The sequence below is a fragment of the Actinoplanes sp. M2I2 genome (genome assembly GCF_023544445.1).
Lineage (GTDB): Bacteria > Actinomycetota > Actinomycetes > Mycobacteriales > Micromonosporaceae > Actinoplanes.
This window is the reverse complement of the sequence record NZ_JALPVJ010000014.1, coordinates 1-24,732: the sequence shown is the minus strand read 5'-3', so window position 1 is coordinate 24,732 and position 24,732 is coordinate 1. Positions and strand designations below refer to the sequence as shown.

Genomic DNA, 24,732 nt, shown 5'->3' with positions numbered 1-24,732 from the left:
TGCGGGAACTGGGCCGGGTGGACCTGCGCGACAGTCTCCGGTCGGTGCGGGCGCCCACCTTGGTGGTCTGCGGCGACCGGGATCTCGATTCAATCTCCGCGCGGCCCGACGAACGGCGCAAGGGATACCGGGCGCCAGGCTTCGCCTCGTCGCAGGAGCCGGCCACGCGTGGAATGAGACGCACCCACACACGTTCCGCGAGGTGCTGAACCAGTGGGTTCGCGATCCCAGCCACCATCGACGGCGGCGAATCGGACGACCCGCCAGGCGCGGTGGAACATCGGCGGGTGCGTCGGGCGCCTCTCTGTCTCTCTCGCTGGTCGGCCGACATCACGACCCGGCGTCCGCCACTGCGGTTCAGCGCCCGCCATGACAGCCCGCGTAGTTCCGCGGCCATGCCCATGCCACCACGCCCATGCCGCCTCGGCCGGTCCTGCATCGCTGTTGCGGTGCGGGTGGTCCCTGCGGTCACACCCGTGCCGGCTCGATTGGTCTGGCGTTGCTGTGGCGATCCAGCGTCTGCCTTGACGGTGGGGGTGGTCCTGCGGTCATGCCTGTGCTGTCTCGATTGGTCTGGCGTTGCTGTGGCGATCCAGCGTCTGCCTTGACGGTGGGGGTGGTCCTGCGGTCATGCCTGTGCTGTCTCGATCGACCCGGCGTTGCCGTTGCGATCCAGCGTCCGACTCTGCGGCGTCGGGTGACCCTGCGGCCACGCCCGTGCCGGCTCTATTGATCCGGCGCCCGCGGTGACGATCCAGCGTCCGCCAGCTGCGGAGCCCGTCCGCTTATACAGCGGTCGCCGGGATCGGCTCTGGGGTTCGGGGGTGCACGACTTGGTGGTACTGGGCGTCGTGTCGGCCGATCACGGTGATGCGGTCAGCGGCCAGGCGGACGATCTGATCGGCGAACTGGCCCGGCCTGTCTGTGGCGGCCAGCACCGTGATTGTCGTTTCCGCGAGGTTCTGGAGAAGCTGTCGTTCGACGTCCGGCTCGAGTTCTGCGGTGGCGTCGTCGAGCACGAGCAGGCGGGGCCGCCGCAGGACGGCGCGGGCTGTGGCGACCTGCACGCGGTGGTCGGCGGGGTCAGCCGATTCGCGGAGGGCGGCGATCCGTAGCGCCTCCGTCAGTTCCGCGTCGGTGCAGGCGGCTCCCAGGGTTACGTTCTCGGCGATCGACCCGGGCACCAGGAACGGGCGCCGCGTCACCACGGCCACGCCGGCCGCGAGGCGATCGCCGTCGAGCCGGCGCACGTCGATTCCGTCGAAACGCACCGTGCCCTCGGTCGGCGCGAGTCCGGCGACCAGGTCGAACAGCGCGGTTCCGCCCGTGCCGCCCGTGCCGCCCGTGCCGGTCACGACCGTCAGCGTTCCCGGGCTCAGCACCAGATCGGCCCCGGTGAGGAGCCGGCGGCCGTTTCGGAGCACTCCGGCTCCGCGCAGTTCCACCCGCAGCACGTGGCTCACTTCCCGTCCCTAAGACCTACGATGTCTATCAACCTAGTAGGTCTTAGGGGCACTGTCCATCGGCCGGATCGGCCAACTGCGCGGGCGGAAGTCGCCATGCCCCCGGCGGCGCCGGGGGATCAGCCGGCCGGACGCTCCTCGAGCAGACGGCCCGACCGCAGCGGCAACAGGTCGTCGGCCAGGTCGATGATGCGCTGGTCGTGGGTGGCGACCAGTACGAGGGTCCCGCCGGCCACGGCGGCGGTCAGTGCGGCCAGCACCATTGCGACATGCTCGTCGTCCTGGTGAGCGGTGGGCTCGTCGAGCAGGGCCACCGCGGGACTGAGCACGAGGGTGCGGGCCAGGGCCGTACGCTGCTGCTCGCCGAGCGACGTGTCGTGAGCGGGCCGCGTGGCCAGGGTGTCGAGGCCCAGCCGGGGCAGCAGTTCGGGGTCGGGGTCGCGCCCGCGCAGGCGGGCCGGCAGGTGCGCGTTCTGTGCGACGGTCAACTCGGGGGCCAGGGCCGGTCGCTGGGGGAGCAGAGACACAGTCGCCCAGTCGTGCACCGAGGCGGCCGGGCGGCCCGCCACCGTCACCGCGCCCCGGGACGGCACGAGGATGCCGGCCACCAGGTGCAGCAGCGTCGACTTGCCCGAGCCGGACCGCCCGGCCAGCACGGCCAGCCGGGCGGACGACAGGCTCAGGCTGACGTCGCTCAGCACGGCCGTCGAGCCGCGCAGGTGGGTCACCGTCTCCAGCCGTACGAGATCTGCCGTCGTCACACCACCCATCCTGCCCGACCGAGCCCGTCGGCACCCGCCCCGATCCAGGTAGGCGGCGGGCGCGGTGGTCAGCTGCCGGCCGGTGGGGGCGAGACGGGGATGGGCGGGGTGCGGCGGCGGGAGCGGAGCGCTCCGAGGGCGATGTCGACGAGCAGGAACGCCGCCAAGGGGATGCCCAGGAGCGGGACGACCCAGCCGACGGCGATCACGATCGGGACGCCGAGGACGATGGCCCACGGGGGCAGTTGCTGCCAGGCGCCTCGGCGGACCGGGGGAGCTCCCACGAGCGCGCGGCCCGTGGTCCGGGTGGGGCGGCGTTGCCACCACATGCGGTAGCCCCAGACGATGACGCACAGGAGCCCGATCGCCAGCAACGCCAGCACGATCTGGTTGGCCAGGCCGAACAGCATGCCCATGTGGGCGCTCGTGCCCAGACTGGTCGCCTTGGCCAGCAGGGGATAGTCGGCGAAGTCGCTGCGGTCGACCACGGCGCCGCTCGTCGCATCGACGGCGATGCTGTCCTTGCGTACGGGGAACTCGGAATCGATCTGGGCGACCGTCCACGCGCTCGTGGCGTCGGCGGGGGCGCCCAGTTCCACGGGCCCGTCCAGTCCTTCGGTGCGGGCCACGCCGGCTACGACGTCCACTGTGGCCGGATCGAAGGCTGCGGCCCCGCCGGAGGAACCGTGGTGGCCGCCGCCGGTTGCCGCGACTCCGGTCTCCAAGGACGGCGTACGCGCGTCGAGGGCATCGAGGGCGGCGCTGAAGTTCTCGCCCGCGTAGCGTGACCAGGTCAGCCCGGTGGCCGAGAGGAACAGCAGACCCACGGTCAGCCAGACGCCCGTCGCTGCGTGGAAGCTCCGCGTCCGGCGCACCCCTTTGCGGGCGGAAAGTTCAGGGGCGAGCAGCTTCTTCGCCGTACGGTTGCCGCGCCGGCGCCGCCACCAGAGCGCGAGCCCACCGAGCGCGATGATCGCCAGCCAGCTCGCGGCGAACTCCGAATAGTGCCGCCCGAGGTCGCCCAACTGCAGGTTGCGGTGGAAGTCGTCGAGCCAGGTCTTCAGCGGCGTGTACGAGAACCAGGTGGTCAGTTGTCCCTTGACTTCGGCGGTGTACGGGTCGACGTAGACCGTGTGCAACCGGTCATCGGTCAGCTCGGGCAGGCTGAAGTCGACCTGGGTGGTGCCGCTGCCCACGCCGGGCCGGATGGTGGCGATCGTGCCGTCCGGTTGCGCGGCTCGCGCGGCGGTGACCTGGTCGGCCAGCGGGCGTGGCGTGCCTTCGGTGCTCGCCACGGTCAGCTCGTCGCTGTAGACGAGCTGGTCGAGTTGCGGGGTGAGCGTGTAGGCCAGGCCGGTCAGCGCGGCCACGAACAGGAACGGCGCCACGAAGATGCCGGCGTAGAAGTGCAGGCGCAACAGCAGCGCGCCGAAGCCGCTGGACTTCCTCGGGGCCGCGGGGGGCGCGGCCGGCTTGACCTGAGTCTCGGGGACGACTGACATGGGCTCCTCGTTCCGGGGGTCCACGACGACATGGGGGATGCTGCGACCAGGTGATGCGGCGATGCTGTGATTCGGGAAAGCCGCGGCGGGGGATGCCGCCGTTTGCTTGGTCGCTCGCTGGAGTTGATTAGTTCCCAGCCGGTTCCCAGGGCGCCGTGACGGGCCCGCGATGGCCGCTCAGCGCGTGCCGGCTCGCGCGGTGAAGGTGAGCGGGCTGCCGGTCCTTGGAGCGACGACGACGGTGACCGTGGTGGTCCCGCCTGCGGGCAGCGGCACGGCCGTCACGGCCACGTCTTCGGCGACCGGCTGCACCGCGATCGGGCCACCGGCCGCGTCGCGGACCGACCAGGAGCGCATCGGCCGGTCGGAGCACAGATGCAGCAGCACGGTTGATCCGCCGGCCGAACCGGTCCGCACCAGCAGCCGTCGTTCGCCCGCGTACGCGGCGACCGACACCCGTTCGGGGCACGGGCCCGCCGCCCGTCCCAGCAGGGGACCACTCAGTAACAGGACGAGTGCCCCGGCCAGCACGGCGATCCCCGCTGTAACGAAGGCGAAGGCAGAGGCAGGAAAAGTCCGTCCGGTACGCACGGACACGCGAGGCCGCACCAGCAGGAGACCGTGGGGACCGTGGCGCACGGTGGGGCCGCCGGGCGGGACAGCCCCGCGCCGGCGGATCGCCCGGCACCCACCCGCCCCGGTTGTCCCATGCACCGGGCCGTGATCCCCCAACTCCATGCCCGGTAGTCGCCCGCCACCCCCGGATGGTTCCCGGCTTCGCCTGCCGACACCTCCGGATCGTCCCCGGGGTTGGCCTGCCGTATCCCCGGATGGGTCTCGGGTCCGCCGATTGACCCCCGCTAGATGGGTCCGGCCCGCTGACGCGCCCGATGCGGTCGTAGAGTGGGCGCCGTGCCGGGCTCCGAGGTCGACGCCGGGCCCGCGCTCGAGGCTGCCGCCCGGCTCGGGCCCTATTTCGCCTGGCTGCCGAACGCGCTGGGGCCCTCGGACGGCTGGCGTCCGATGGCGGACCTCTTGGACCCTGCGGTGGTCGCCGAGCGGGTGGACGCAGGGCGTCGGGTGCTGTGCCGCATGTCCGGCCTGAGCAGCGACGAGATCGAGGAACGAGCGGTCGCATCGACCATCTTCCTGGGCCTGGCGTCCCGGCTGTTGTCGCCGGTCCTCGCCGCGGCCACGGTTGCGGGCGTGCTGCCGCTGGCCGAGTCGGCCCGGCTGTGGTGGCGACCAGTCGAGGGCGGCCCGATGCCGATCGCCTTCGCCGGTCTACCGGCTGTCGATTGCGCGGAGTGGGACGCCGTCGGCGTCGCGGGGGCCTTCACCCGTACGGCGATCCGCTCGCTGGTCGAGCCGGTGCTCGACGTCTTCGGCGAGCGGTTCGCGCTGTCGTCGCAGGTGCTGTGGGGCAACGTGGCTTCGGCGCTGGGCGGCGCGGCCGGCATGATCGCCGGTCACTCGCCGCACCTGGCCGGACGCAGCGCGGCGATCGTGGGGGCGGTGCTGGCCACACCGCCGTTGACGGGCATGGCCGAGCTGGTCCGCCCCGATCCGGACCGGGCGCGCTGGTTCCTGGTGCGGCGCAACTGCTGCCTCTACTACCGCATCCCCGGCGGCGGCACCTGCGGCGACTGCGTGCTGACCCCGGAGGACGAGCGCCGTCGCCACTGGCGTTCGGTGCTGAGCCGTTGACCAGGAACGGTGGAGCCCGAGGCTGAACAGCTGGCCCCGGGCCGCCGGAACCGCTGGGCGAGCTCGCGGGCCGGCGCCGTCGTGGGGCCCGCCGATCGCCCGAGTCGCGACGCGTCGCGTCGGCCGTCTCACGCGGCCTTTGGACACCGGGCGCGGCCGTCGATCATCGGGCCCGGCTTTCGGCCACCGCCCGGCTTTCGGCCACCGCGCCCGGCCTTCGATCACCGCGCCCGGCCTTCGATCACCGCGCCGCCTTCGACCGCCGGACGCGGCGTTGACCCCCGCGCGCAGCCTTCGATCACCGCGCGCCTCGACGGCGTGCGGTGCGCCGGCGGGTCTTCGGGCTCCTGTCCTCCGACGAATCGCCTGTTGGCCGTTGCTTCAAGTCTCGCGGCGGTGCTTTGCCCGACGGCGGTCCTTCCCCGTCACCGCTGCGGGACAGTGCGGGATGCCCAACGGATTCCGTATGCCTCGGCGGCCGCAGGGCGACGACCGAATCAGGTGCGGGCTCGGCCCATATGTGGGCACGGACGCCCCTGCGCGACACCAGATGCTGTGCCGGGCGGGTCGGGGCACCGGGCTACCCCGGGCGGCGTCGCGCGGGCTGCCTCTGGTGCACTGGTGGCCGGCCTCACGAAGGGAACCACGCCATGCGGCAGGAAACAGCGGCGCGCGTCGACCACGGCGTTGTCAGCGGCACGTTCAGCCTTGACGGGCAGACGTACGACGTCGACAACAACATCTGGGTGGTCGGCGACGACACCGAGTGCGTGGTGATCGACGCGCCGCACGACGTCGACGCGATCCTGGCCGTGACCGGCGGGCGCACCGTGCGGGCGATCGTCTGCACCCACGCCCACGACGATCACGTACGGGTGGCGCCCGCGCTGCGGGAACGCACGGGCGCCCCGATCCTGCTGCACCCGGACGACCGCCCGCTGTGGGAGCTGACTCACGGCACCGAGGTCGCCTGGGACGCCGACCTCACCGACGGCGGGACGATCGAGGTGGGCGGCACGGTGCTGACCGTCCTGCACACCCCGGGGCACGCGCCCGGCGCCGTCTGCCTGTACGCCCCCGCGCTCGGCTGTGTGTTCACCGGCGACACCCTGTTCCAGGGCGGTCCGGGCGCCACCGGTCGCTCGTACTCGGACGCCGGCCTCATCGTCGACTCGATCCGGGCGAAGCTGTTCGCGCTGCCCGGCGACACGGTGGTGCACACCGGCCACGGCGACGACACGACGATCGGGCAGGAGCGGGCCGCCCTTGGGTCTGTTTCGTAGCCGGGGCGGGGCTGCGGCGAGGCCCAGATCCCGCCTGGCGGCGTCCCGCGAAAGCCCGATTCCAACACCGGGAGCCGGGCTTCCACGGGCCACCACCAGACGAAATCTGGACCGCGCCTCGCTCCCACCCCAGCTACGAAACAGACCCTCGGCGACGCCTGAGCCGCGGCGGGGGACGCGGGACGCGCGTCGCCGCCTGTCACAGCCTGAGGAGCTGTCCGGTCGAAGCTGACGACGGAACAGCAGACACGAAGGATGTGACGGAAATGAAGATCGCCGTACTGGGTGGGACCGGGCTCATCGGCTCCCAGGTGGTCCGGATCCTGGAGGCCGACGGGCACGACGTGGCGTCGCTGTCCCCGGAGAGCGGCGTCGACCTGATCACCGGCGACGGGCTCGACCAGGGCTTCAAGGGCGTCGACGTCGTCATCAACCTGACGAACTCGCGCACCTTCGACGAGGCGTCGATCGGCTGGTTCAGGACGTCGATGGACAACATGGTCGAGGCGGCCGCGCGCGAGGGTGTCGGCCACGCCGTGATCCTGTCGATCATCGGCGTCGACCAGGTGCCGGGCCTCGACTACTACCGGGCCAAGGTGCTGCAGGAGGACATCCTCAAGGCCGGTGCGGTGCCGTGGTCGATCGTCCGCGCCGGGCAGTTCTTCGAGTTCGTCAAGTCGGTGCTGGCGATGACCACCGAGGGCGACACGGTCCGCCTGCCGGCCACGCCGGTGCAGCCGCTCGCGTCGGCCGACATCGCTCGGGCGGTGGCCGAGGTCGCCGTGGGGCGGCCCCTGATGGGGGTCCGCAACGTTGCCGGCCCCGAGGTCTTTGCGCTCGACGAGCTCGGCCGGATGGCTCTGGCCGGCACGGGGGACCCGCGTACGGTCGTCACCGACCCGGCGGCCGGCATGTTCGCCGCGGTCCCGGGTCGCGTGCTCACCGCCCCGGAGGGCGCCACCCTGGCGACGACCACCTTCCGGGAGTGGCTGGCCCGCCAGAAGTAGGCATCGCCTTCCGCTGGAACACCCGGGAGGACGCCGGGCACCGAGAGCCCAGCTCTTCGGCGCCCGGCGTCGTGGCGCGAAGGCTGACTGCTGTGGGGTCGACCAAGCGCCGGCAGCTCAGCCCGATCGAACGCGAGCCTGTGAACCCACCGGCGGCACCGGCTGTGCGCCGGTCCCGAGTGGACACGGCGTCACCGACGGGTGGCAGTTCGATCAGCCGATGGCGCCCAGCTTTTCCGGGTTCATCATCCAGAGGAGCTGCTCGATCCCCTCCTCGGACGCGTCGATCGCGAGCACCGCGAGGGTTTCGCCGCCCCGGTGCAGCACGACGCCGGCCTGACCGTTGGGCGTGACGAACCGGACCTCCACCCCGGCCCACCACCAGTCCGCGAACGCCGCGATGTACTTGGCCACGCGGGCCGCGCCGACGACCGCCCGGCGCGAGACCTGCCGGGCCCCGTTGCCGTCGGAGATGCTGGCCACCTCGGCGGCGAAGAGCTTCTCGAGCGCGGCCAGGTCACCGGACCGGGCCGCCGTGATGAACGTGGTGAGCAACTCGCGCTGAGCGGCCGTGGAGACGGGCGCCTTGCGCTCGCCCGCGACGTGCTTGCGGCCCCGGCTCACGAGCTGACGGACGGCCGGTTCGGTGCTCCCGAGGATGTCGGCGATCTGGCCGTACGGGTAGTCGAACGCCTCACGAAGCACATAGGCGGCCCGCTCGTGCGGCGTCAGCCTCTCCAGCAGCATCAGGACGGCGAACTCGAGCGCGTTGCCCGTCTCGGCGCCCAGGTAGGGGTCGGCGCTCGTGTCGACCGGCTCGGGCAGCCACGGGCCGATGTACGTCTCGCGGCGCACCCGGGCCGACCGGAGGGTGTTGATCGCGAGCCGGGTCGTGGTCGTGGCCAGGAACGCGGCCGGGTTGTCGACCCTGTCCCGATCGTACGTCTGCCAGCGCAACCAGACGTCCTGGACCAGATCCTCGGACTCGGTGGCGCTGCCGAGCATGCGATAGGCGATGCCGAACAGGCGGGGCCGCACCCCGGTGAACACCGTCGTCGCCTCGTCCAGATCGCCCAGACCCATGCTGGCCCCCTCCCGGCACCTCATCCTCGCCCGGTGACCGGCTGCGAAGCCAGGGCCGGCCGCGTGACGATCGCCTCGGTCACAGATCCGGCGGCTGTCCGGTCACGGCTGCTGAACAGCATCCGTCGTACCGAAGGAGAAAACCATGTCCGGCACCAAGCCCACCGTCCTGCTCGTGCACGGCGCGTTCGCCGGATCCGCCAGTTGGAACGGCGTGATCGAGCATCTGTCCGGCGAGTCGCTCGACGTCGTCGCCGTCGCGAATCCCTTGCGCAGCCTGGCCGGCGACGCGCAGTACCTCAGTGACGTCCTCGGCGGCGTCGGCGGCCCGGTCGTGCTGGTCGCCCATTCGTACGGCGGCATGGTGGTGACCGAGGCCGCGGCCGGGAACGACGACGTGAAGGCGCTCGTCTACGTCGACGCGTTCGCCCCTGCGACCGGGGAGTCGGCGTTCGCCCTGTCCACGAAGTTCCCCGGCAGCACCCTCGGCGGGGCGCTCGCCGCCTACCCGGTCTCGACCGGCGGCAACGAACTCACCATCCGGCCCGACGTCTTCCACCACCAGTTCTGTGCCGACGTGCCCGCGGACCAGGCCGCCCTGATGGCCGCGACGCAGCGCCCGGTCACCGAGGCGGCGCTCTCCACCGGTCTGGCCGCGGACGAGCCGGCGTGGCGCGCCGTCCCGTCGTGGTTCGTCTACAGCGACGCGGACCTCAACATCCCGGTCGAACTGCACCGCTGGATGGCCGGCCGGGCCGGCGCCAAGGCGGCCCACGAGATCGCCGGCGCCTCGCACGCCCTGAGCGTCTCGCAGCCCCGGGCCGTGGCCCGGACGATCCTCGAGGCCGTCGCCGGCTGACCCCGGACGAGCGGGCTGCCTCATCGGAAGCCTTGATCGCCGGCGGGGCGGCCCGGCGCCATGACCTCGGCGTAATAGCGGGCGAAGTCGGGGCGTGTCCCGTCGACGCCGGTGACGCCGTATTCGGCGGCGAGGTCGGCGCTCGAGAGGGTGCGGCCGGAGAAGCGGGCGGCCTCCGCGTCGGCGACCAGCGCGGCGACACCCCGGCCGACGTAATGCGGGGACTCGGTGATGCAAAAGTGCGGATCCCGGGCGACGCCGTCCCGCCAGGTCGGCTCGGTCACCCCGTAGGCGTCGAGCATGCGCTCCGATCGCAGCCAGCCCGGCGTCACCGCCACGGCCGCCCCACGGTGAGGACGAAGCTCGGACGCCTGCGCCTGGGCCAGCCGGATCACCGAGACCTTGACCAGGTCGTAGAACACCGACTCGCGGTAGTCGCCGTCGATCGCCTTGCCGTCGGTCATCTCGACGACCAGGCCGCCCGGCCGCCGGATCATCAGGGGCAGGGCGTGATGGCTGGTGATGAGGTGGGTGTCGACGCCCTGGTGGAGCAGGCGCAGACCGCGATCGAGCGAATGCTCCCACAGCGTCCGGCCCCACTCGGTGAACATGTCGCCACCCCAGACGTTGTTGACCAGCACGTCGAGACGGCCATGGGCGGCGTCGATCCGCTCGACGAGCGCGGCGACCTCATCCGCGACGCTGTGATCAGAGCGATCGGGCCGGCTCGGCCGGCCGGCGGTGAGTCGTGGGCGGGGACTGTCATGCCGAGGATCGTCCCAGTGAGGTACGACAATTTCGGTCTTGACAGTGGGCCCGGTCACAGCGGATAACTAACGTACTAGTTCGTACATTGAGGGAGCGGGGCCGGCGGATGCGGTGTGGCTTGATCGGGGCCGGCATCGGCACCTCGCTGTCCCCGGCGCTGCACGAGGCCGAGGCCCGGGGCCACGGCCTCGACCTCACCTACGAGTTGTTCGAGGCGGAGACCCCGGCCGCCCTCGGCGCCCTGCTCAGCCGCGCGCAGGAGAGCGGCTACGCCGGGCTCAACATCACCCATCCCTTCAAGCAGCAGGTGATCGGGTTCCTCGACCACCTGTCCCCGCAGGCCGGCGCGATCGGCGCGGTCAACACCGTCGTCTTCCGCGACGGGCAGCGGGTCGGGCACAACACCGACGCGTACGGCTTCACCGAGGCCTACCGCGGTCTCGTGCGCGGCCGGGTCGTGCAGACGGGCGCAGGCGGCGCCGGCGCCGCCTGCGCTTATGCCCAGCTCACCATGGGCGTCGAGCACCTGACCGTCGTCGACCCGGACGCCGGCCGGCGCGAGCAGCTCGCCGCCCGCTACGACGATCCCCGCCTCTCGGTCGCCGCTCCGCGGGATCTGCCCGCGGCGATCGCCGACGCCGGCGGGCTGGTCAACGCCAGCCCGGCCGGCATGCGTGCCCACCCGGGACTGCCGCTGCCCACCGAGCTGCTCCACCGTGGCCTGTGGGTGGCCGACATCGTCTACATGCCGGTCGAGACGCCGCTGCTGCGCGCGGCCCGCGACGCCGGACTGCGGGCGGTCGGCGGGACGGCGATGTGCGCCTACCAGGCCGCCGCCGCCTTCGAGCTGTTCACCGGGCGAACCCCCGACACCGCACGGATGCTGCGCCACCTCGACGCCGTACTCCTCGAAGACGGAGCCCGCCATGAATCCCTCCCAGACCCAAGCGCCCGCTGAGACCCGTGACCTCCCCGAACCGCTCTCCCTGCGCCGCATGGTCGGCCCCGGTGTCGTCGCCGTGGGCATCGGCATGGCCGCCGGCGAGATCATCCTATGGCCCTACCTGACCGCGATCGGCGGCCTCGGCCTGCTCTGGCTGGCCTTCTGCACGCTCGCCGTCCAGTTCGTGATCAACATGGAGATCGAGCGTTACACCCTGGCCACCGGGCAGACCGTGGTGGCCGGCTTCTCTCGCTGGTGGCGGGGGTGGGGCATCATCATCTGCCTGGCCGGGGCGTTCCAGTACGTCTGGCCGGGCTGGGCCACCAGCGGCAGCACGGTCCTGACCTACCTGGTCGGCGGGGGCGACCCGGTCTGGATCACCGTGGGCACCCTGGTCGTCATCGGCGTGCTGCTGTCGGTGTCCAAAGTGGTCTACAACACCGTCGAGCGGGTCGAGCTCGTCAAGGTGGGCCTCACGATCTTCTTCCTGATCGTGGTGGTCATCTTCGTGATCTCGCTGGGCACGTGGGGCGACGGCGCCCGGGCCACGGTCACGGAGTTCGGGCAGATCCCCGACGGCATCACGTTCACCCTGCTGCTGAGCGCGATCGGGGCGGCCGGCGCGGGCGGCGTCCACAACCTGGTCCTGAGCAACTGGATCCGCGACAAGCGCTACGGCATGGGCGCGCACGTCCCGCGGCTCGTCTCGCCGATCACCGGCCGGGAGGAGGCGGCGGGCACCGACCGGTACGCCTTCCCGGCCGACGAGGCCAACCTGGCGCGCTGGCAGGTGTGGTGGAAGCGGGCCAACGCCGAGCACCTGGCCACCTTCGTGGCGGTCTGCTTCGTGACCATCACGGTCATGTGCCTGCTGGCCTACCAGTTGCTGTTCGGCCGGGACGACGTCAAGAACGACACCTCGTTCCTGCGCATCGAGGCCGACCTCCTCTCGGCCGCGGTCGGCGGCTGGCTCAAGGTGCTGTTCCTCGCGGTCGCGGTGGTGTCGCTCTGGGCCGCGGCGATGGGCCTGCTCGACATCATCGGCCGGGTCGTCTCGGACTTCCTGCGCCGCACCTATCTCACCGCCTCGGCCCGCTGGACCGAGCCCCGGCTCTACCTGACCGTGGTCTGGGCCGAGATCGTGCTGGGGTCGGCGATCCTGCTGGCCGGCTTCAGCCAGCCGCTGGGCCTGCTCATCGTGTCGACCTGTGCGGCGTCGGTGGTCACCCTGCTCTATTCGATCCTTCTGGTCCGCCTGAACACGCGCGACCTGGCGGCCGAGGTGCGGCTGCGGGGCTGGCGGCTCGGCGGGATGCTCGTGGCCATCGCGTTCTACGGCTTCTTCGCCGTCGCCATGGTCGTCACGCAGCTGCAGCGCCTGTAGTCACGCGGTTCGCGAAGAGCTCCTCGAGGGCGGCCGCGTCCATCGGCCGCCCGAAGAGGTAGCCCTGCGCGAACTGGTATCCGGCCTCGTGCAGCCGGGCCGCCTGACCCGTCGTCTCGACGCCCTCGGCGACCGCGTCGATGCCGAAGTCGTCGGTGAAGCCGATCAGGTTGCGCACGATGATCGCGCCGGCCCGGCCCGCGGTGGTGCCGCTGACGAACGACTTGTCCACCTTGAGCACGTCGACCGGGCAGTCGAGCAGCAGGCTGAGCGAGGAGTGCCCGGTGCCGAAGTCGTCCAGGGCGATCCGCACCCCGAGGGCCTTGAGGCGGTGCAGCTGCTCGGTCGCCAGGTCCGCGGCCAGCACGGCCGTCTCGGTCACCTCGAGCATCAGCCGCGCCGGCTCGAGGCCGCTGGCGGTCAGCAGCTCCGCGACCCGGTCGACGAAGCGCGGGTCGGCGAGCTGACGGGCCGAGACGTTGACGCTGATCCGCTCGGGGGCCCGGTCGCCCAGGCGCTGCTGCCACCGGACGGCCTGCTGCACGGCCTCCCGCAGCACCCAGTCGCCGAGCTCGACGACGGACCCGTTGCGCTCGGCCAGCGGGATGAACGCGTCCGGCCCGAGCAGCCCGCGGACCGGGTGCTGCCAGCGCACCAGCACCTCCGCCCCGACCGGATCGCCGCCGGGCAGGCTCACGATGGGCTGGTAGAGCGCGACCAGCTGCCCGTCGGCCGGGGCGCGGCGCAGCTCGGCGGCCAGGCGCGCGTCGGCGTCGGCGGCCTGGTCCATGGCCGCGTCGAACCAGTGCCACCCGTCGCCGCCGGCGGTCTTGGCCGCGTACATCGCGACGTCGGCCCGCCGCAGCACCTCGGCCGGGTCGTCGCCGGGACGGGCCGTCGTGAGCCCCACGCTGGCCGCGGTGATCACGGTGTGCCCAGCTAGCTCGGCCGGCGCGCCGACCGCCTCGATCACCTCTCGCACCAGCGCCTCGGCGTCACAGCCGGCCGGGATGACCAGCGTGAACTCGTCGCCGCCGAGCCGCGCGACCAGGCCCCGGTCGCCGACGACGTGGGCCAGCCGGCGGCTGGTGACCCCGATCAGCTGGTCGCCGACGTGGTGGCCGAGCCGGTCGTTGACGGTCTTGAAGTCGTCCAGGTCGAGCAGGGCCACGTGGAACCGGCTGCCCCCGGCGATCAGCCGGTCGACGTGCTGCTCCATCAGGGCGCGGTTGGCGATCCCGGTCAGGCTGTCGTGGGTGGCCTGGTGGGTGAGGCGCTTCTGGTAGCCGCGCAACTCGTCGACCAGCTTCTGGTTGTCGCGCAGAGCCAGGATCTGCCGCACCACGACCAGCGCGGTGAGGACGACGGCGACGGTCTGCATGGCAGTCGTCTCGGCGGCGTCGCCGGTGCCGGTCGAGAGCAGCAGCACGTCGGTCACAGCCACCGCGAAATACGGCAGCAGGCTGATCTTCCGCGACGCCGTGCGGGTGCCGGGCGTACGGTCGCCGTTGAACCGCTGGCGGGCGGCGGCGAGATTGATGGCCAGTGCGGCCACCGGCACGGCGACCAGGCTCGTCGACAGGTAGGGCCGCTCGCTGAAGAAGGGCGACATGCCGCCGAGCGAGGCGGCGATGGCGGCGCCCACCGCAAGCACGTGGATGGCCTGCCGGTCGAGCCGCCCGGCCCCGGCGAAGCCGACCTTGACGAACGTCGCGACGCCGACGAAGGCCGACAGCATGATGGCCAGCATGGGGCCGGCCGAGCCGGTCTGGGCCATCCAGCGCTCGTGGTCCCGCAGGGACAGGTGCCAGACCAGGGCGCCCACCGTGACCAGCACCATGCAGGCGTCCAGCGCGAACCGGATCCAGTCGGCCCGGCTGCGCTGCCACGAGGGCAGTCGCAGCAGCGCCCAGATGACGATCCCGAGGACGGCCAGATAGAAGGCGACGGTGACCGGGCCGACCTGCTGGGACGGCACCGGCCCGCCGACCGCGTCGAAGGCGTTGCTGACGGTCCCGCCGGTGAAGAAGACGCCGGCCAGGGTCAGGTGCCACCAGAAACGCCGTGTGCCCGGGTCGAGGCGGTCGTCCCGGGCGGCCCGCGCGCAGGCGATCGCCGCGAGGGCGGTGCCGACGGGCAGCGGCAGCCAGCCGATGACCGGATGCGCGTACACGTGCGACAACCCGGCGACGAGCCAGATCGCGCCCAGCGCGACCAGCAGCGCGCCGGCGAGTTCCTGTGCGTGGACGCGGCACCAACGAGGCATGACTTCCCATCTCCTACGAGGTTCGACTACCTCCTTCGGCCGGGGCCCGGCGGATCTGAAAGCTCCGTCCCCGCGGCTTTGATCGTCACCTGCTCAAGATCGCGCGGGGCCGGCCGCCGTCGAGGGCCGTCGTGCCGCCCGGGTGCGGCGGGTCGCCCGCGGTTAGAGTCGACGGTGAGCCGGGTGGAGGGAAACGCATGGCAGCGGGAGCGGCGACGCCCGGTGAGCGGGTGCGGGATGCCGAGCGCACCCGGGCCGAGATCATCGACGTCGCGACGCACGAGTTCGCCGACCAGGGGTACGCCGGCGCGCGGGTCGACGAGATCGCGGCCAAGACGCGCACCACCAAGCGGATGATCTACTACTACTTCGGTGGTAAGGAAGGGCTGTACCTCGCCGTTCTGGAACAGGCCTACCAGCGCATCCGGCTGCTCGAGCAGAAACTCGACGTCGACCACCTCGAGCCGGTCGAGGCGCTGCGCAAGCTGGCCGAGCTCACCTTCGACCACCACGAGGAGCACCAGGACTTCGTCCGGCTGGTGGCCATCGAGAACATCCACTACGCCCAGCACCTGCTGAAATCGCGCGCCCGCGACGGTCTGGCGGCCCCCGCCCTCGACGTCCTGACCCGCATCATGGCGCGCGGCGTGGCCGCCGGCCTGTTCCGCGACGATCTCGACGCCCTCGACGTTCACATGATCATCAGCGCGTTCTGCATCTTCCGGGGAGCCAACCGCTACACGTTCCAGGCCATCTTCGACCGCGACCTGCTCGACCCGCGCCTGCGGGCCCACCTGCGTCGGATGATCGGCGACCTGGTCGTGGCCCACGTGACCGCCACCGCCTGACTACCGCTCGCGGGCCGATCGCACCGGGGGTAGGAGGGAATCGGTATGCCCGGAAAGCATCGACCTTCATCTGTGGGTGGCTAGGGTCGGGGCCAGGACACCCCCACATCCCCCGCAGGAGGGTCTGATGCTTCTTCGACGGTTGGCGGCCGCGCTGTTCTCGGCTGTCGCGTTCGCCGGTGTGCTGGTCGCCGGCGCCGCTCCCGCTTCCGCCGCGCCCCGCGTGCTCTACTACGACGCCGGCCAGGCGCAGGAGTTCGTGGCCGTGGTCAACCAGGGCGCCCAGATCTGGAACAGCCGATCCACCAACGTGCGCCTCGAACCGGTCCCGGCCGGCCGCACGCCCAACATCCGCATCTACGCCGACAACGGCTGGCCCCGCGCGCAGACGACCTCGCTCGGCAACGGCCGCGTCTGGATGGGCCGCCAGGCCGTCAACGAGGGCTACCACCCGCCCCGGATCGCCGCCCACGAGCTGGGGCACATCCTCGGCCTGCCCGACCGCCGCACGGGCCTGTGCGCCGACCTGATGTCGGGCAGCAGCGCCCCGGTCTCCTGCACCAACTCCTACCCCAACTCGCGCGAGCTGGCCCAGGTCGACGCGAACTTCCGCTCGTCGGCCGTCGCCCGGACGACCCCCCGGACGTACGTCTGGCAGCCCGCGCTCGCGGGCTGAGGCCCAGCCCGGACCCGCGCGCCGGTCCGGGCCGCTCAGCAAGTCGGCCCGGCTGCCGACCGGAGGGTTGTGCGTGTGCCGCGCGTGGTCAACCGTTGGGGGCGCCCGGCCGCGGCGCCCCTGGCGGTGTGGCTGGCGCTGGTGATGCTGGGCGCCGCGGTGCTGCTGTGGCAGCAGGAACGCAGCCGCGACGCGGTGGCCGGGCGCTTCGACCACGGCGTCGCCACCCTGGGCGACTTCATGACCGGCGTCGCGACCGACGTGCTGGTCCGGCAACGTGTCCAGGCGCGGGCCTCGCTGTCCGACCCGGTCGTGCAGAGCCGGGACTTCACCCGCGCGGTCGCCGGCTTCGGCTACCCGTCGGCTGTGCTGCTCGACGCCCGGGGCCGAGTCCTGCAGACCTACCCGGCCGACCCGGGGATGATCGGCCAGGACCTCGGAGCCCGGTACGAGCATCTTCGCTCGGCCTTGCGCGGGCAACCGGCGGTGTCCGGGGTGGTGCCCAACGCTGCGGATTCCGTGCCGTCCGTCGCGTTCGCGGTGCCGTTCGAGACGACCTCGGGCCGGCGCGTCTTCTCCGGCGCCATCCCGATCCGCGCGAGCCCGCTGGCGTCGTACTTCACCAGCGCCCTGTCGCTCGACGGCGCCCGGGTCCGGCTGGACGACCCGAGCGGCAAGATCGTGGCCACGACCGAGCAGTTCACGACCGGCGCACCGACGTTGGCCGGCCAGGACGCACCCCTCGCGGCGGCCCTGCGCCACCATCCGGACGGCCGTTACCGGGCCGGCGACGGGTGGTGGCGATACGCGTCCGTCGCGGTACAAGGCACGCCGTGGCGGATGTCGGCCACCGTGCGCGAGGACGTGCTGTTCGCCTCCCTGCGCGACAACGAGCTGGCCGGGCGGGCCGCCCTGGGCGGTGCCGCGATCGTCGGCCTCGCGGTGGTGGCGGCGGCCGGCCGGGCCCGGGCCGGCCGCCGCGACCTACTCCTCAGCGAGCGCCGCTTCCGCAAGGTCTTCGACGGCTCGCGCATCGGCATGGTGCTCGCCGACCTGAACGGCCGCTGTGTGCGCGTCAACCCGGCAGCCGGCCAGCTCTTCGGCGCGGCCGGGGAGGACCTGCTCGGCCGCAGCCTCGAGGACTTCACCCACCCCGACGACGCCGGTCTGACCCCGTCCCGGATGCGGGCCTGCCTGACCGGGCGGCTGGACGGCTTCGACGTCGACAAGCGGTACGTCCGGACGGACGGGGAGGTCGTCGAGGCGTCGATCACCAGCGCGCTGCTGCGGGACGAGGACGACCGCCCGCTGTACTTCGCCACCCAGATCATCGACGTCTCGGAACGCAACGCCCTCGAGCGCGAGCGCGACCGCAACGAGGCCGAGCTGGCCCAGCGCGCCGAGCAGCTGCAGGAGGCCAACACCCACCTGGCCGACGTGATGGCGATGCTCAGCCACGACGTCCGCCAGCCGCTGGCCAAGATCGTCGGGCTGGGGGAGTTGCTGCTCGAGGAGTGGGCCGGCCTGCCCGAGCACGCCCGGACCCACGACGTCCGCCGGATGACCGTCGCCGGCCACCGGGCCAACGACCTGGTCACCGACATCCTGATGCTGGCCCAGTTCGACGCCGGGGTGATGCTCGCCCGGCCGGTCCGGCTCGACGTCTCGCACGCCGCGCGGGAGGCGGTCGCGGCCCACCACATCAGCGCGGGCAGCCCGGTCTCGGTCATCGCTCCCGACGAGACCACCGGCCTGGCCGACCCGGGCCAGCTGCAGCTGATCCTGGGCAACCTGCTCACCAACGCGTCGAAGTACGGCCGCCCGCCGATCGAGGTGACCGTGACGAACACCGGCGACATGGTGGCCATCCGGGTGGCCGACCACGGCGAGGGCGTGCCGCCGGAGTTCGTGCCGCATCTGTTCGACCGGTTCACCCGGGCCGGCTCCGGCGTCGCGACCACCACGGCGGGCACCGGTCTCGGCCTCTACCTGGTGCGTCAGCTCGCGCAGGCCGGCGGTCTCGATGTCGCGTACGAGCCGAACCACCCGCACGGCGCGGTCTTCACGCTGACCGTCCCGCGCGCCTCGCCCGGCTCCCGGCTGCGCGCCCCCGAGCCGGACAAGGTGTCGCCGAGGGGTTGAGGCCCCTAGGACGGCGCGGCTCAGCGGTCGGCGTAGAGCGACGTGAGCTCGGCGCCGATGCGGGCCAGCTCCGACCGTACGGCGGCCGGGCCGACCACCTCGACGGCCGAGCCCCAGCCGGAGAGCGTGCGAGCGAGGTCGCGCGCGGTCGGGGCGCCCACCCGGACCCGGACGCGGCCGTCACCGAGCGCGTCGCCGGGGTGGCAGTGGCGTCCGAAGTGGTCCCGCAGCACCCACAGGAAGCGCTCGGGGATCAGGACGGTGGCCCACGTGCGGGACCGGCGTTCCTCCATCGCGCCGACCACCTGATCCCACGCCGCGTCGAGGGTGAAGTCGTCGGGGCGTTCGAAGGTCTCGCCGGTCACCTCGAGGTCGGCGGCCCGGTCGAGCCGGAACGTGCGCTGCCCGCGGTCGGTGCCGGCGATCAGATACCAGACGCCGTCCTTGTCGATCAGCCCCCACGGGTCGGCCTCGCGCTGGACGTCCTTGTAGCGGAACCGGATCCGGCGCCGGCGGACGACGGCTTCCTGGACCCGCCGCACCTCGTCCGGGCGGTCGCGGACGTTCTCACCCCAGCGCGACGGGTCGATCAGCGTGGCGTCGGCGGCCGCCTGCGCCTCGGTCCGGTACGTCTCGGGCAGCGCCCGCATCAGCTTGCGCAGGGCCGCCTTGACCTCGTCGGACGTCGCGGCGGCCGGGCCGGCCAGCAGGAACAGGGCCCGGGCCTCGGACGCGGTCAGGCCGCTGAGGTCGGTGCGCGCCCCGCCGATTAGCTGCCAGCCGCCGTGCCGGCCGGGTTGCGGATAGACCGGGATGCCGGCCGCGGACAGCGCCTCGAGGTCCCGGCGGGCGGTGGCCACCGAGATCTCCAGCTCGGTCGCCAGTTCGGCGGCGGTGACGCGGCCGCGGGCCTGCATCAGCAGGAGGGCCGCGACGAGACGGTCGGCGCGCATGCCCGGAATTCTGCCTCGTAAAGTGCTCAGAAGGTGAGCACTTTACGCCGGAGGATGAGCTCATGACTTCTTCAGCAGCGCTTCGCGGGCTCACCACCGTCACCGTCTTCGCCGACGACCTCGACGCGGCCCGGGCCTGGTACACCGGCGTGTTCGAGGCGGAGCCGTACTTCGTCCGCGAGGGCGCCTACCTGGAATGGCGGATCGGCGACTACCAGCACGAGTTCGGGCTGCTGAACAGCAAGTTCGCCCCGCACCCGCACGCCGGGCAGCCGGCCGGCGTGATCGTGTACTGGGCGGTCGACGACGTCGAGGCGGCCTACCGGCGGTTGCTCTCGCTCGGGGCGACCCGGCACGAGGAGCCGACCGAGCGCGGCCCGGGTTACGTGACGGCGTCGGTCCTCGACCCGTACGGCAACATCCTCGGCGTCATGCGCAACCAGCACTACGACGACGTGCTCGCGACCCGGGGCCCGACGGAAGAACGATGATCGCAGCCGGCCGGCCGGCCGGCGGGTGCGGCGCGCGACGACGCCGGCGAGGCGGATTCGGTGGCCAAGGGTGGCGGCCACCGCAGGCCGGCGTCGTCGCGGCGGCTACCGGAACCGTGGGGACGGCGCCGGGGGGAGCGGGTCGTCCGGGTGACCCGCATCGGCGGAAGTAGAGCTCCGTCGATGTCGTCAGTATTGTTGCGGAGCATCCGGGGTGTCAACAACTTCCGGAAAGACAACGGTAACAACGGCCCGCCCGTACGCGGCAAGCCACAGCTCACCAGCCGCGGAGCCCCGAAGATATCGAGGACTGCCAGGAATCCGTACGGTGCGGGGTCGGCGATTCTCCGGAAGTTTCGGCCGGAGAGGGAGTGGTCGGGGGAACGGAGGTGCTGGTCACCGCGACACCGATAGGATCCGGTCGCCGCGGAAGGGGGCACCATGATCAGCAGGACGCGACGGCAGGGCGATTCGTGGACGGTGCTCGAGCAGCACGTCCGCCCCGACTTCCGCAAGGCGGTGGTGTTCGGCCTGCTCGCGCTGGCCGCCCTGATCGTGGGCACCCAGGTCGGTGACATCGACTCGCCGGCGCTGCGGGACAGGCTGGTCGCCTGGGGCTGCGCCGTGCTGGTCGCCGTGGCCGGCATCCTCTCCACCCGGACCGCCTCCCGCGAGGTACACCGCATCACCCAGGCACGCGCCGGGGAGGTCGCCGCCACCCCGCTGCGCCTGCTGGTCCAGCTGGCCGGCTATCTGATCACCGTCTTCGTCGTCTGTGATCTGCTCGGCGTCGGCCTGCGCAACGTGCTGGTCGGCGGCGCGGTCACCGGGGTCATCCTGGGCCTGGCCGCCCAGCCGGTGCTGAGCAACCTGTTCGCCGGTCTCGTCCTGCTGTTCGCCCGCCCCTACCTGCCGGGCCAGCGGGTGCGCGTGCTGTCCGGCGCGATCATCGGCCCGCTCTACGGCACGGTCGTCTCCGCGGGACTGCTCTACACGGTGCTGGAGACCGCCGAGGGCCCGCTCAACATCCCGAACTCGGCGCTGCTGGCCGCCGCGGTCGGCCCCTCCGACGGCGAGCCCGAGCCCGAGCCCCAGCCCGACCCGGTTGGCCCGCCCGGCGCCCCCGAGCCGGTCGACGTCGCCCCGGCGGCCACTACCGCGGCCGCCCCCGGGCTCACCGACGAGCCCGGCCGGAAGCGCGACGAAGGCTGAGGCGGTGGCGCGGGCCGGTCATGCTTGATCTGTGCGATTGATCCTGAACGTCCTGTGGTTCATCTTCGGCAGCGGCTTCGTGCTCGCGATCGGCTACGGCGTGGCCGCCCTCATCTGCTTCGCGCTGATCGTGACGATCCCCTTCGGCATCGCCTCGCTGCGGCTCGCGGTCTACTCGCTGTGGCCCTTCGGCCGTACGGTGGTCAGCCGCCCCACCGCGGGCGTGGCCTCCGGCGTCGCCAACATCGTCTGGGTGGTCGTCGCGGGCTGGTGGCTGGCGCTCACCCACATCGTCGCCGGCATCGCCCAGTGCGTCACCATCATCGGCATCCCGTTCGGCATCGCGAACTTCAAGCTGGTGCCGGTGGCGTTCTGGCCCCTCGGCCGCGAGATCGTCGACCTGACCGATTAGTTCGGCCCGGCCGGCCGGTCTGACCGGCATGCGCACCGTGGTTCTCTACTCCCTGATGTCCCTGGACGGCGTGGCGGAAAGCCCCGAGACGTTCGCCGCCGAGTTCGACGAGACGATGGACGCCAACCTACGCGACCTGATCGGCCGGCAGGACACCGTTCTGCTGGGCCGGCAGATGTACGACGAATGGGCGTCCTACTGGCCGAGCGCGGGCTACCCCGTGTTCGCCGACTTCATCAACAACGTCGAGAAGTACGTCTTCACGTCCACCCGGCCACCGGTCGACTGGACCGGCACGACTGTCGTGACGAGCGACGCGCTCGACGTCGTCCGTGATCTCAAGACCCGGCCCGGCGGTGACATCGGCGTCCACGGCAGCCTGCGCCTGACCCGCTCGCTGCTCGCCGCCGGCCTGATCGACCGGATGCGGCTCGTCGTCTTCCCGGCGCTGGCCGGCGGCGGCCGCAAGCTCTTCGACGAGACCGTCGCGGGCCGGGTGAGTCTGCGACAGTCCACCTCGACGCCGTCCGGCGGCGTGCTGCTCGACTACGACGTGCACCCGCTGTAGGGCGCGACTGGTGGATCAGGCGGGGCTCCGGCGTGGCCCAGGCCGCGCCTGACGGCGTCCGCAGAACGGCTCGATACAACCCGGTATTGGTCCGCCATGCGGACGCCGTCAGCCTCGACCTGGACCTCTCACCCACGTGATCCACCAGGCGCGTCGTGACGTGACGCGCAGCGCAGCAGGCGGTGCCGGCAGAGTGGCGACCTGCGGAAACGTGCCGCCCCCGCGGTCGTGACCGGCGACACCACGCCGGTCCCCGCTGCGCGGGCGGGGGCTCGGGTACCCACGCGCTCGACACCCCCGGGGCCGGTGACGACCAGGGACCTTCCCTGGCTCGGTTCCCCTGGGGAGAGGGCCAGAGTGAAGCCATGGACGACTCCATCGCGTACCGCCCGGCGGGCATCGCCACCCGGGACCAGAGCCACCTCCTGTTCGCCCGGACGATGGCCTTCGTCGCGGGCACCGCCGCCTTGTTCGCGCTCGGCGCGTACCTCGGCCGCGACCTCGGTGGAGGCGCGGGCATCATCGCCTTCGTGGCCGCGTTCGCCGCGCTCATCGGCATGCAGTTCGCGTCCCGCCGCTCGCGCGAGCTGACCGTCGGCCTGCTCGCCGCGTTCGGCCTGTTCATCGGTCTGGCCGTGGCCCCCACGCTGTCCTATTACGCCGGTCAGGACCCGCAGGCGCTGTGGCAGTCGGGCGGGGCGACGGCGCTGTTCATCGCCGGCTTCGGCGCCGCCGGCTACGCCACCCGCCGCGACCTGTCGGCGCTGGCCCGGTACGCCTTCTGGGCGTTGGTGGCGCTGATCATTTTCGGCCTCGTGCTCGTCTTCGTGAGCATCCCGAACGGCGCGCTGGTCTACGCCGTGCTCGGGCTGGTGATCTTCGCCGCCCTCACAATGATCAACTTCCAGCGCCTGCGCCGGAACACCGACCTCGCCTCGGCCCCGCTCATCGCCGCGTCGATCTTCCTCGACATCCTCAACGTCTTCCTGTTCTTCCTCCAGATCATCGGCGGCCGCTCCAACGACCGGTGATGACTCCTGGTCGGCCTCGACAGTGCCTGGTGGACGCTTCAACGGCGGGTGACGACTGTTGGCCCGGCCCGATAGCCCGCGGTGGGCGTTCCAACGGCGGGTGACCACTTCTGGTCGGGCTCGACAGTGCCTGGTGGGAGTTCCAGCGGCGGGTGACGGCTCAGGACCGGGTCCGACAGCGTGCGGTGGGTGCTGCGATGTCTGGGGATAACTTCTGGCCCGGCTCCGACAGTGCCAGGCGGGCGCGCTTCAACAGCAGGTGACGGTTCATCACCGGTCCCCATGGTCTGCGACAGCGCGCGGTGAGCGGTCCAACGGCTGGTGATGACTTCTGACCCGGCTCTGAAAGTCCGAGGTGGGCGCCCCAACGGCTGGTGACAACTCCTGACAGTTCCCGATGGCGTGCGACAGCGCCTGGAGGCTGGTCCATCGTGAACGGCCGGTGCCCTGCCCGGAAGTGGGCGGTCGATCAGGCGCGGCGGCGGGCCAGCGAGCGCACTGTGGGGACGGCGCTCGTCACGACGAGGGCCCAGACAACGAGCAGCGGCTGGAAGAGCAACCGGACTGCGCGGGCGGCGTCGGTGTCGAGGCCGAAGGCGTCGCGGTGCTCGGTGAACTGGGCGATGTTGCCGGGCAGGATCGCCACGAAGAACGCCGCCGTGACCGCGCCGACGATGCCGCGGCGAGGTTGCTTCCAGGTGGTGAGCAGGGCCACCGCGAGACAGAGCTCGACGACGCCCGACGCGACGACCACGACGTTCTCGTCGATCGGCAGCCACGACGGCACCTGCGCCTGGAACTCCGCCCGCGCGAAGGTCAGGTGAGCGGTGCCGGTGAACAGCAGCAGCGCACCCAGGATGATCTGACCCGTCGTGCCGACCGCCCGCGGCATGCTGCCTCTTCTCTCCGGACTGGAGGCCGGCTGAAGGCCATCCGGAAAGGGCCACGTTACGCGATCCCATCTCACCCGCGCGGACGCCTGATCAGCCGGGCAAGCCGACGTCAGAGGGGGCCGCGTCCGGGCTGGGCGGACTCCCCGGATGGAGGGCTGGGCCTGTTTGGGGTGGGTGTCGAACGGCTTCCGGCTATCGGATGGAGGGCTGGGCCTGTTTGGGGTGGGTGTCGAACGGCGCCCGGCTATCGGATGGACGGCCGGGGCTGGTTGGAGTGGGTGTCGGCCTGACCCTGGCCGCAGGGGCGGCTTGCGCTTTACCGTCCGGTGGCGTCGGCGCCGGTGGTCTAGATGCAACGCCGTTCAGTTAGGCGGTGCGGGCGGTCGTCAAGGTGTGTCGTAGGCATGAAAACAGCGGAGCTCCTGTATAGAGGGTGGTCACTCTAAGACGCCCTTGACACCGGGAGCTCCGCTGCCTGAT

Annotated in this window: 23 protein-coding genes; 14 read left to right on the top strand and 9 right to left on the bottom strand. The window is 72.0% G+C overall.

Going from position 1 to position 24,732, the window contains the following annotated elements; translation table 11 throughout:
- Nucleotides 1–785: 785 nt before the first annotated feature.
- The 4 genes from HJC40_RS27490 to HJC40_RS27475 form a co-directional block, all read right to left on the bottom strand.
- Nucleotides 786–1,382 (bottom strand): ATP-binding cassette domain-containing protein, encoded by a 597-nt coding sequence (locus HJC40_RS27490; protein ID WP_308200955.1) that lies wholly within the window; start codon nt 1,380–1,382, stop codon nt 786–788.
- Between the two features lie 200 nt (nt 1,383–1,582).
- Nucleotides 1,583–2,224 (bottom strand): ATP-binding cassette domain-containing protein, encoded by a 642-nt coding sequence (locus tag HJC40_RS27485; protein WP_250005213.1) that lies wholly within the window; start codon nt 2,222–2,224, stop codon nt 1,583–1,585.
- Nucleotides 2,225–2,292: 68 nt separating this feature from the next.
- Nucleotides 2,293–3,726: a PepSY domain-containing protein gene (locus HJC40_RS27480; protein ID WP_250005211.1), complete on the bottom strand. Its 1,434-nt coding sequence runs from the start codon at nt 3,724–3,726 to the stop codon at nt 2,293–2,295.
- 177 nt (nt 3,727–3,903) lie between these two features.
- Complete coding sequence (locus tag HJC40_RS27475) at nt 3,904–4,257, bottom strand: hypothetical protein (RefSeq protein WP_250005208.1); 354 nt, start codon at nt 4,255–4,257, stop codon at nt 3,904–3,906.
- Between the two features lie 381 nt (nt 4,258–4,638).
- Between HJC40_RS27475 and HJC40_RS27470 the strand changes: the two genes are divergently transcribed.
- The 3 genes from HJC40_RS27470 to HJC40_RS27460 all read left to right on the top strand — a co-directional run bounded on the left by HJC40_RS27470 (nt 4,639) and on the right by HJC40_RS27460 (nt 7,723).
- Nucleotides 4,639–5,433, top strand: a complete 795-nt coding sequence (locus HJC40_RS27470; protein WP_250005206.1) for a (2Fe-2S)-binding protein — start codon at nt 4,639–4,641, stop codon at nt 5,431–5,433.
- Between the two features lie 650 nt (nt 5,434–6,083).
- Nucleotides 6,084–6,716 (top strand): MBL fold metallo-hydrolase, encoded by a 633-nt coding sequence (locus HJC40_RS27465; protein WP_250005202.1) that lies wholly within the window; start codon nt 6,084–6,086, stop codon nt 6,714–6,716.
- 266 nt (nt 6,717–6,982) lie between these two features.
- The gene (locus HJC40_RS27460; RefSeq protein WP_250005199.1) at nt 6,983–7,723 is read left to right on the top strand and encodes an SDR family oxidoreductase; all 741 of its coding nucleotides are present in this window, start codon (nt 6,983–6,985) and stop codon (nt 7,721–7,723) included.
- A 213-nt stretch (nt 7,724–7,936) separates the two neighbouring features.
- Here HJC40_RS27460 and HJC40_RS27455 read toward each other — a convergent pair whose 3' ends face one another.
- Nucleotides 7,937–8,806, bottom strand: coding sequence for an RNA polymerase sigma-70 factor (locus tag HJC40_RS27455; RefSeq protein WP_250005196.1), 870 nt, complete (start codon nt 8,804–8,806; stop codon nt 7,937–7,939).
- A gap of 145 nt (nt 8,807–8,951) precedes the next feature.
- On the opposite strand from HJC40_RS27455, the gene HJC40_RS27450 reads away from it, so the two are divergent.
- Nucleotides 8,952–9,665 carry an alpha/beta fold hydrolase gene (locus tag HJC40_RS27450; protein WP_250005194.1) on the top strand — a complete coding sequence of 238 codons (714 nt, stop codon included), beginning with the start codon at nt 8,952–8,954 and terminating at the stop codon, nt 9,663–9,665.
- 20 nt (nt 9,666–9,685) lie between these two features.
- On the opposite strand, the gene HJC40_RS27445 is transcribed toward HJC40_RS27450, so the two are convergent.
- Complete coding sequence (locus tag HJC40_RS27445; protein ID WP_250005192.1) at nt 9,686–10,489, bottom strand: SDR family NAD(P)-dependent oxidoreductase; 804 nt, start codon at nt 10,487–10,489, stop codon at nt 9,686–9,688.
- Nucleotides 10,490–10,539: 50 nt separating this feature from the next.
- Here HJC40_RS27445 and HJC40_RS27440 point away from each other — a divergent pair, with 50 nt between their 5' ends.
- The gene (locus HJC40_RS27440) at nt 10,540–11,391 is read left to right on the top strand and encodes a shikimate dehydrogenase (RefSeq protein WP_250005189.1); all 852 of its coding nucleotides are present in this window, start codon (nt 10,540–10,542) and stop codon (nt 11,389–11,391) included.
- The gene (locus HJC40_RS27435) at nt 11,360–12,760 is read left to right on the top strand and encodes an Nramp family divalent metal transporter (RefSeq protein ID WP_250005187.1); all 1,401 of its coding nucleotides are present in this window, start codon (nt 11,360–11,362) and stop codon (nt 12,758–12,760) included. The genes HJC40_RS27440 and HJC40_RS27435 overlap by 32 nt, the downstream gene beginning before the upstream one ends.
- On the opposite strand, the gene HJC40_RS27430 is transcribed toward HJC40_RS27435, so the two are convergent.
- Complete coding sequence (locus HJC40_RS27430) at nt 12,738–15,026, bottom strand: bifunctional diguanylate cyclase/phosphodiesterase (protein ID WP_250005184.1); 2,289 nt, start codon at nt 15,024–15,026, stop codon at nt 12,738–12,740. The genes HJC40_RS27435 and HJC40_RS27430 overlap by 23 nt on opposite strands.
- Before the next feature lie 197 nt (nt 15,027–15,223).
- On the opposite strand from HJC40_RS27430, the gene HJC40_RS27425 reads away from it, so the two are divergent.
- The 3 genes from HJC40_RS27425 (at nt 15,224) to HJC40_RS46270 (ending at nt 18,692) form a co-directional block, all read left to right on the top strand.
- Nucleotides 15,224–15,874 carry a TetR/AcrR family transcriptional regulator gene (locus HJC40_RS27425; RefSeq protein WP_250005181.1) on the top strand — a complete coding sequence of 217 codons (651 nt, stop codon included), beginning with the start codon at nt 15,224–15,226 and terminating at the stop codon, nt 15,872–15,874.
- Between the two features lie 127 nt (nt 15,875–16,001).
- Nucleotides 16,002–16,550, top strand: a complete 549-nt coding sequence (locus tag HJC40_RS27420) for a snapalysin family zinc-dependent metalloprotease (protein WP_250005178.1) — start codon at nt 16,002–16,004, stop codon at nt 16,548–16,550.
- A gap of 75 nt (nt 16,551–16,625) precedes the next feature.
- Nucleotides 16,626–18,692, top strand: a complete 2,067-nt coding sequence (locus HJC40_RS46270) for an ATP-binding protein (protein WP_250005175.1) — start codon at nt 16,626–16,628, stop codon at nt 18,690–18,692.
- A 20-nt stretch (nt 18,693–18,712) separates the two neighbouring features.
- On the opposite strand, the gene HJC40_RS27410 is transcribed toward HJC40_RS46270, so the two are convergent.
- Complete coding sequence (locus tag HJC40_RS27410) at nt 18,713–19,645, bottom strand: YafY family protein (protein WP_250005172.1); 933 nt, start codon at nt 19,643–19,645, stop codon at nt 18,713–18,715.
- A 62-nt stretch (nt 19,646–19,707) separates the two neighbouring features.
- Here HJC40_RS27410 and HJC40_RS27405 point away from each other — a divergent pair, with 62 nt between their 5' ends.
- From HJC40_RS27405 to HJC40_RS27385, 5 genes are all read left to right on the top strand, one after another.
- Nucleotides 19,708–20,136, top strand: coding sequence for a VOC family protein (locus HJC40_RS27405; RefSeq protein WP_250005169.1), 429 nt, complete (start codon nt 19,708–19,710; stop codon nt 20,134–20,136).
- A gap of 441 nt (nt 20,137–20,577) precedes the next feature.
- Nucleotides 20,578–21,348, top strand: a complete 771-nt coding sequence (locus tag HJC40_RS27400; protein WP_250005166.1) for a mechanosensitive ion channel family protein — start codon at nt 20,578–20,580, stop codon at nt 21,346–21,348.
- Between the two features lie 31 nt (nt 21,349–21,379).
- A complete protein-coding gene (locus tag HJC40_RS27395; RefSeq protein ID WP_250005162.1) occupies nt 21,380–21,760 on the top strand; it encodes a YccF domain-containing protein in 381 nt (126 codons plus the stop codon).
- Between the two features lie 28 nt (nt 21,761–21,788).
- On the top strand, nt 21,789–22,328 hold the full coding sequence (locus HJC40_RS27390) for a dihydrofolate reductase family protein (protein WP_250005160.1): 540 nt from the start codon (nt 21,789–21,791) through the stop codon (nt 22,326–22,328).
- Between the two features lie 365 nt (nt 22,329–22,693).
- Nucleotides 22,694–23,359 carry a Bax inhibitor-1 family protein gene (locus HJC40_RS27385; RefSeq protein WP_250005157.1) on the top strand — a complete coding sequence of 222 codons (666 nt, stop codon included), beginning with the start codon at nt 22,694–22,696 and terminating at the stop codon, nt 23,357–23,359.
- 469 nt (nt 23,360–23,828) lie between these two features.
- Here the strand turns inward: HJC40_RS27385 and HJC40_RS27380 are convergent, their stop codons facing one another.
- Nucleotides 23,829–24,251 (bottom strand): hypothetical protein, encoded by a 423-nt coding sequence (locus HJC40_RS27380; RefSeq protein WP_250005154.1) that lies wholly within the window; start codon nt 24,249–24,251, stop codon nt 23,829–23,831.
- Nucleotides 24,252–24,732 lie beyond the last annotated feature (481 nt).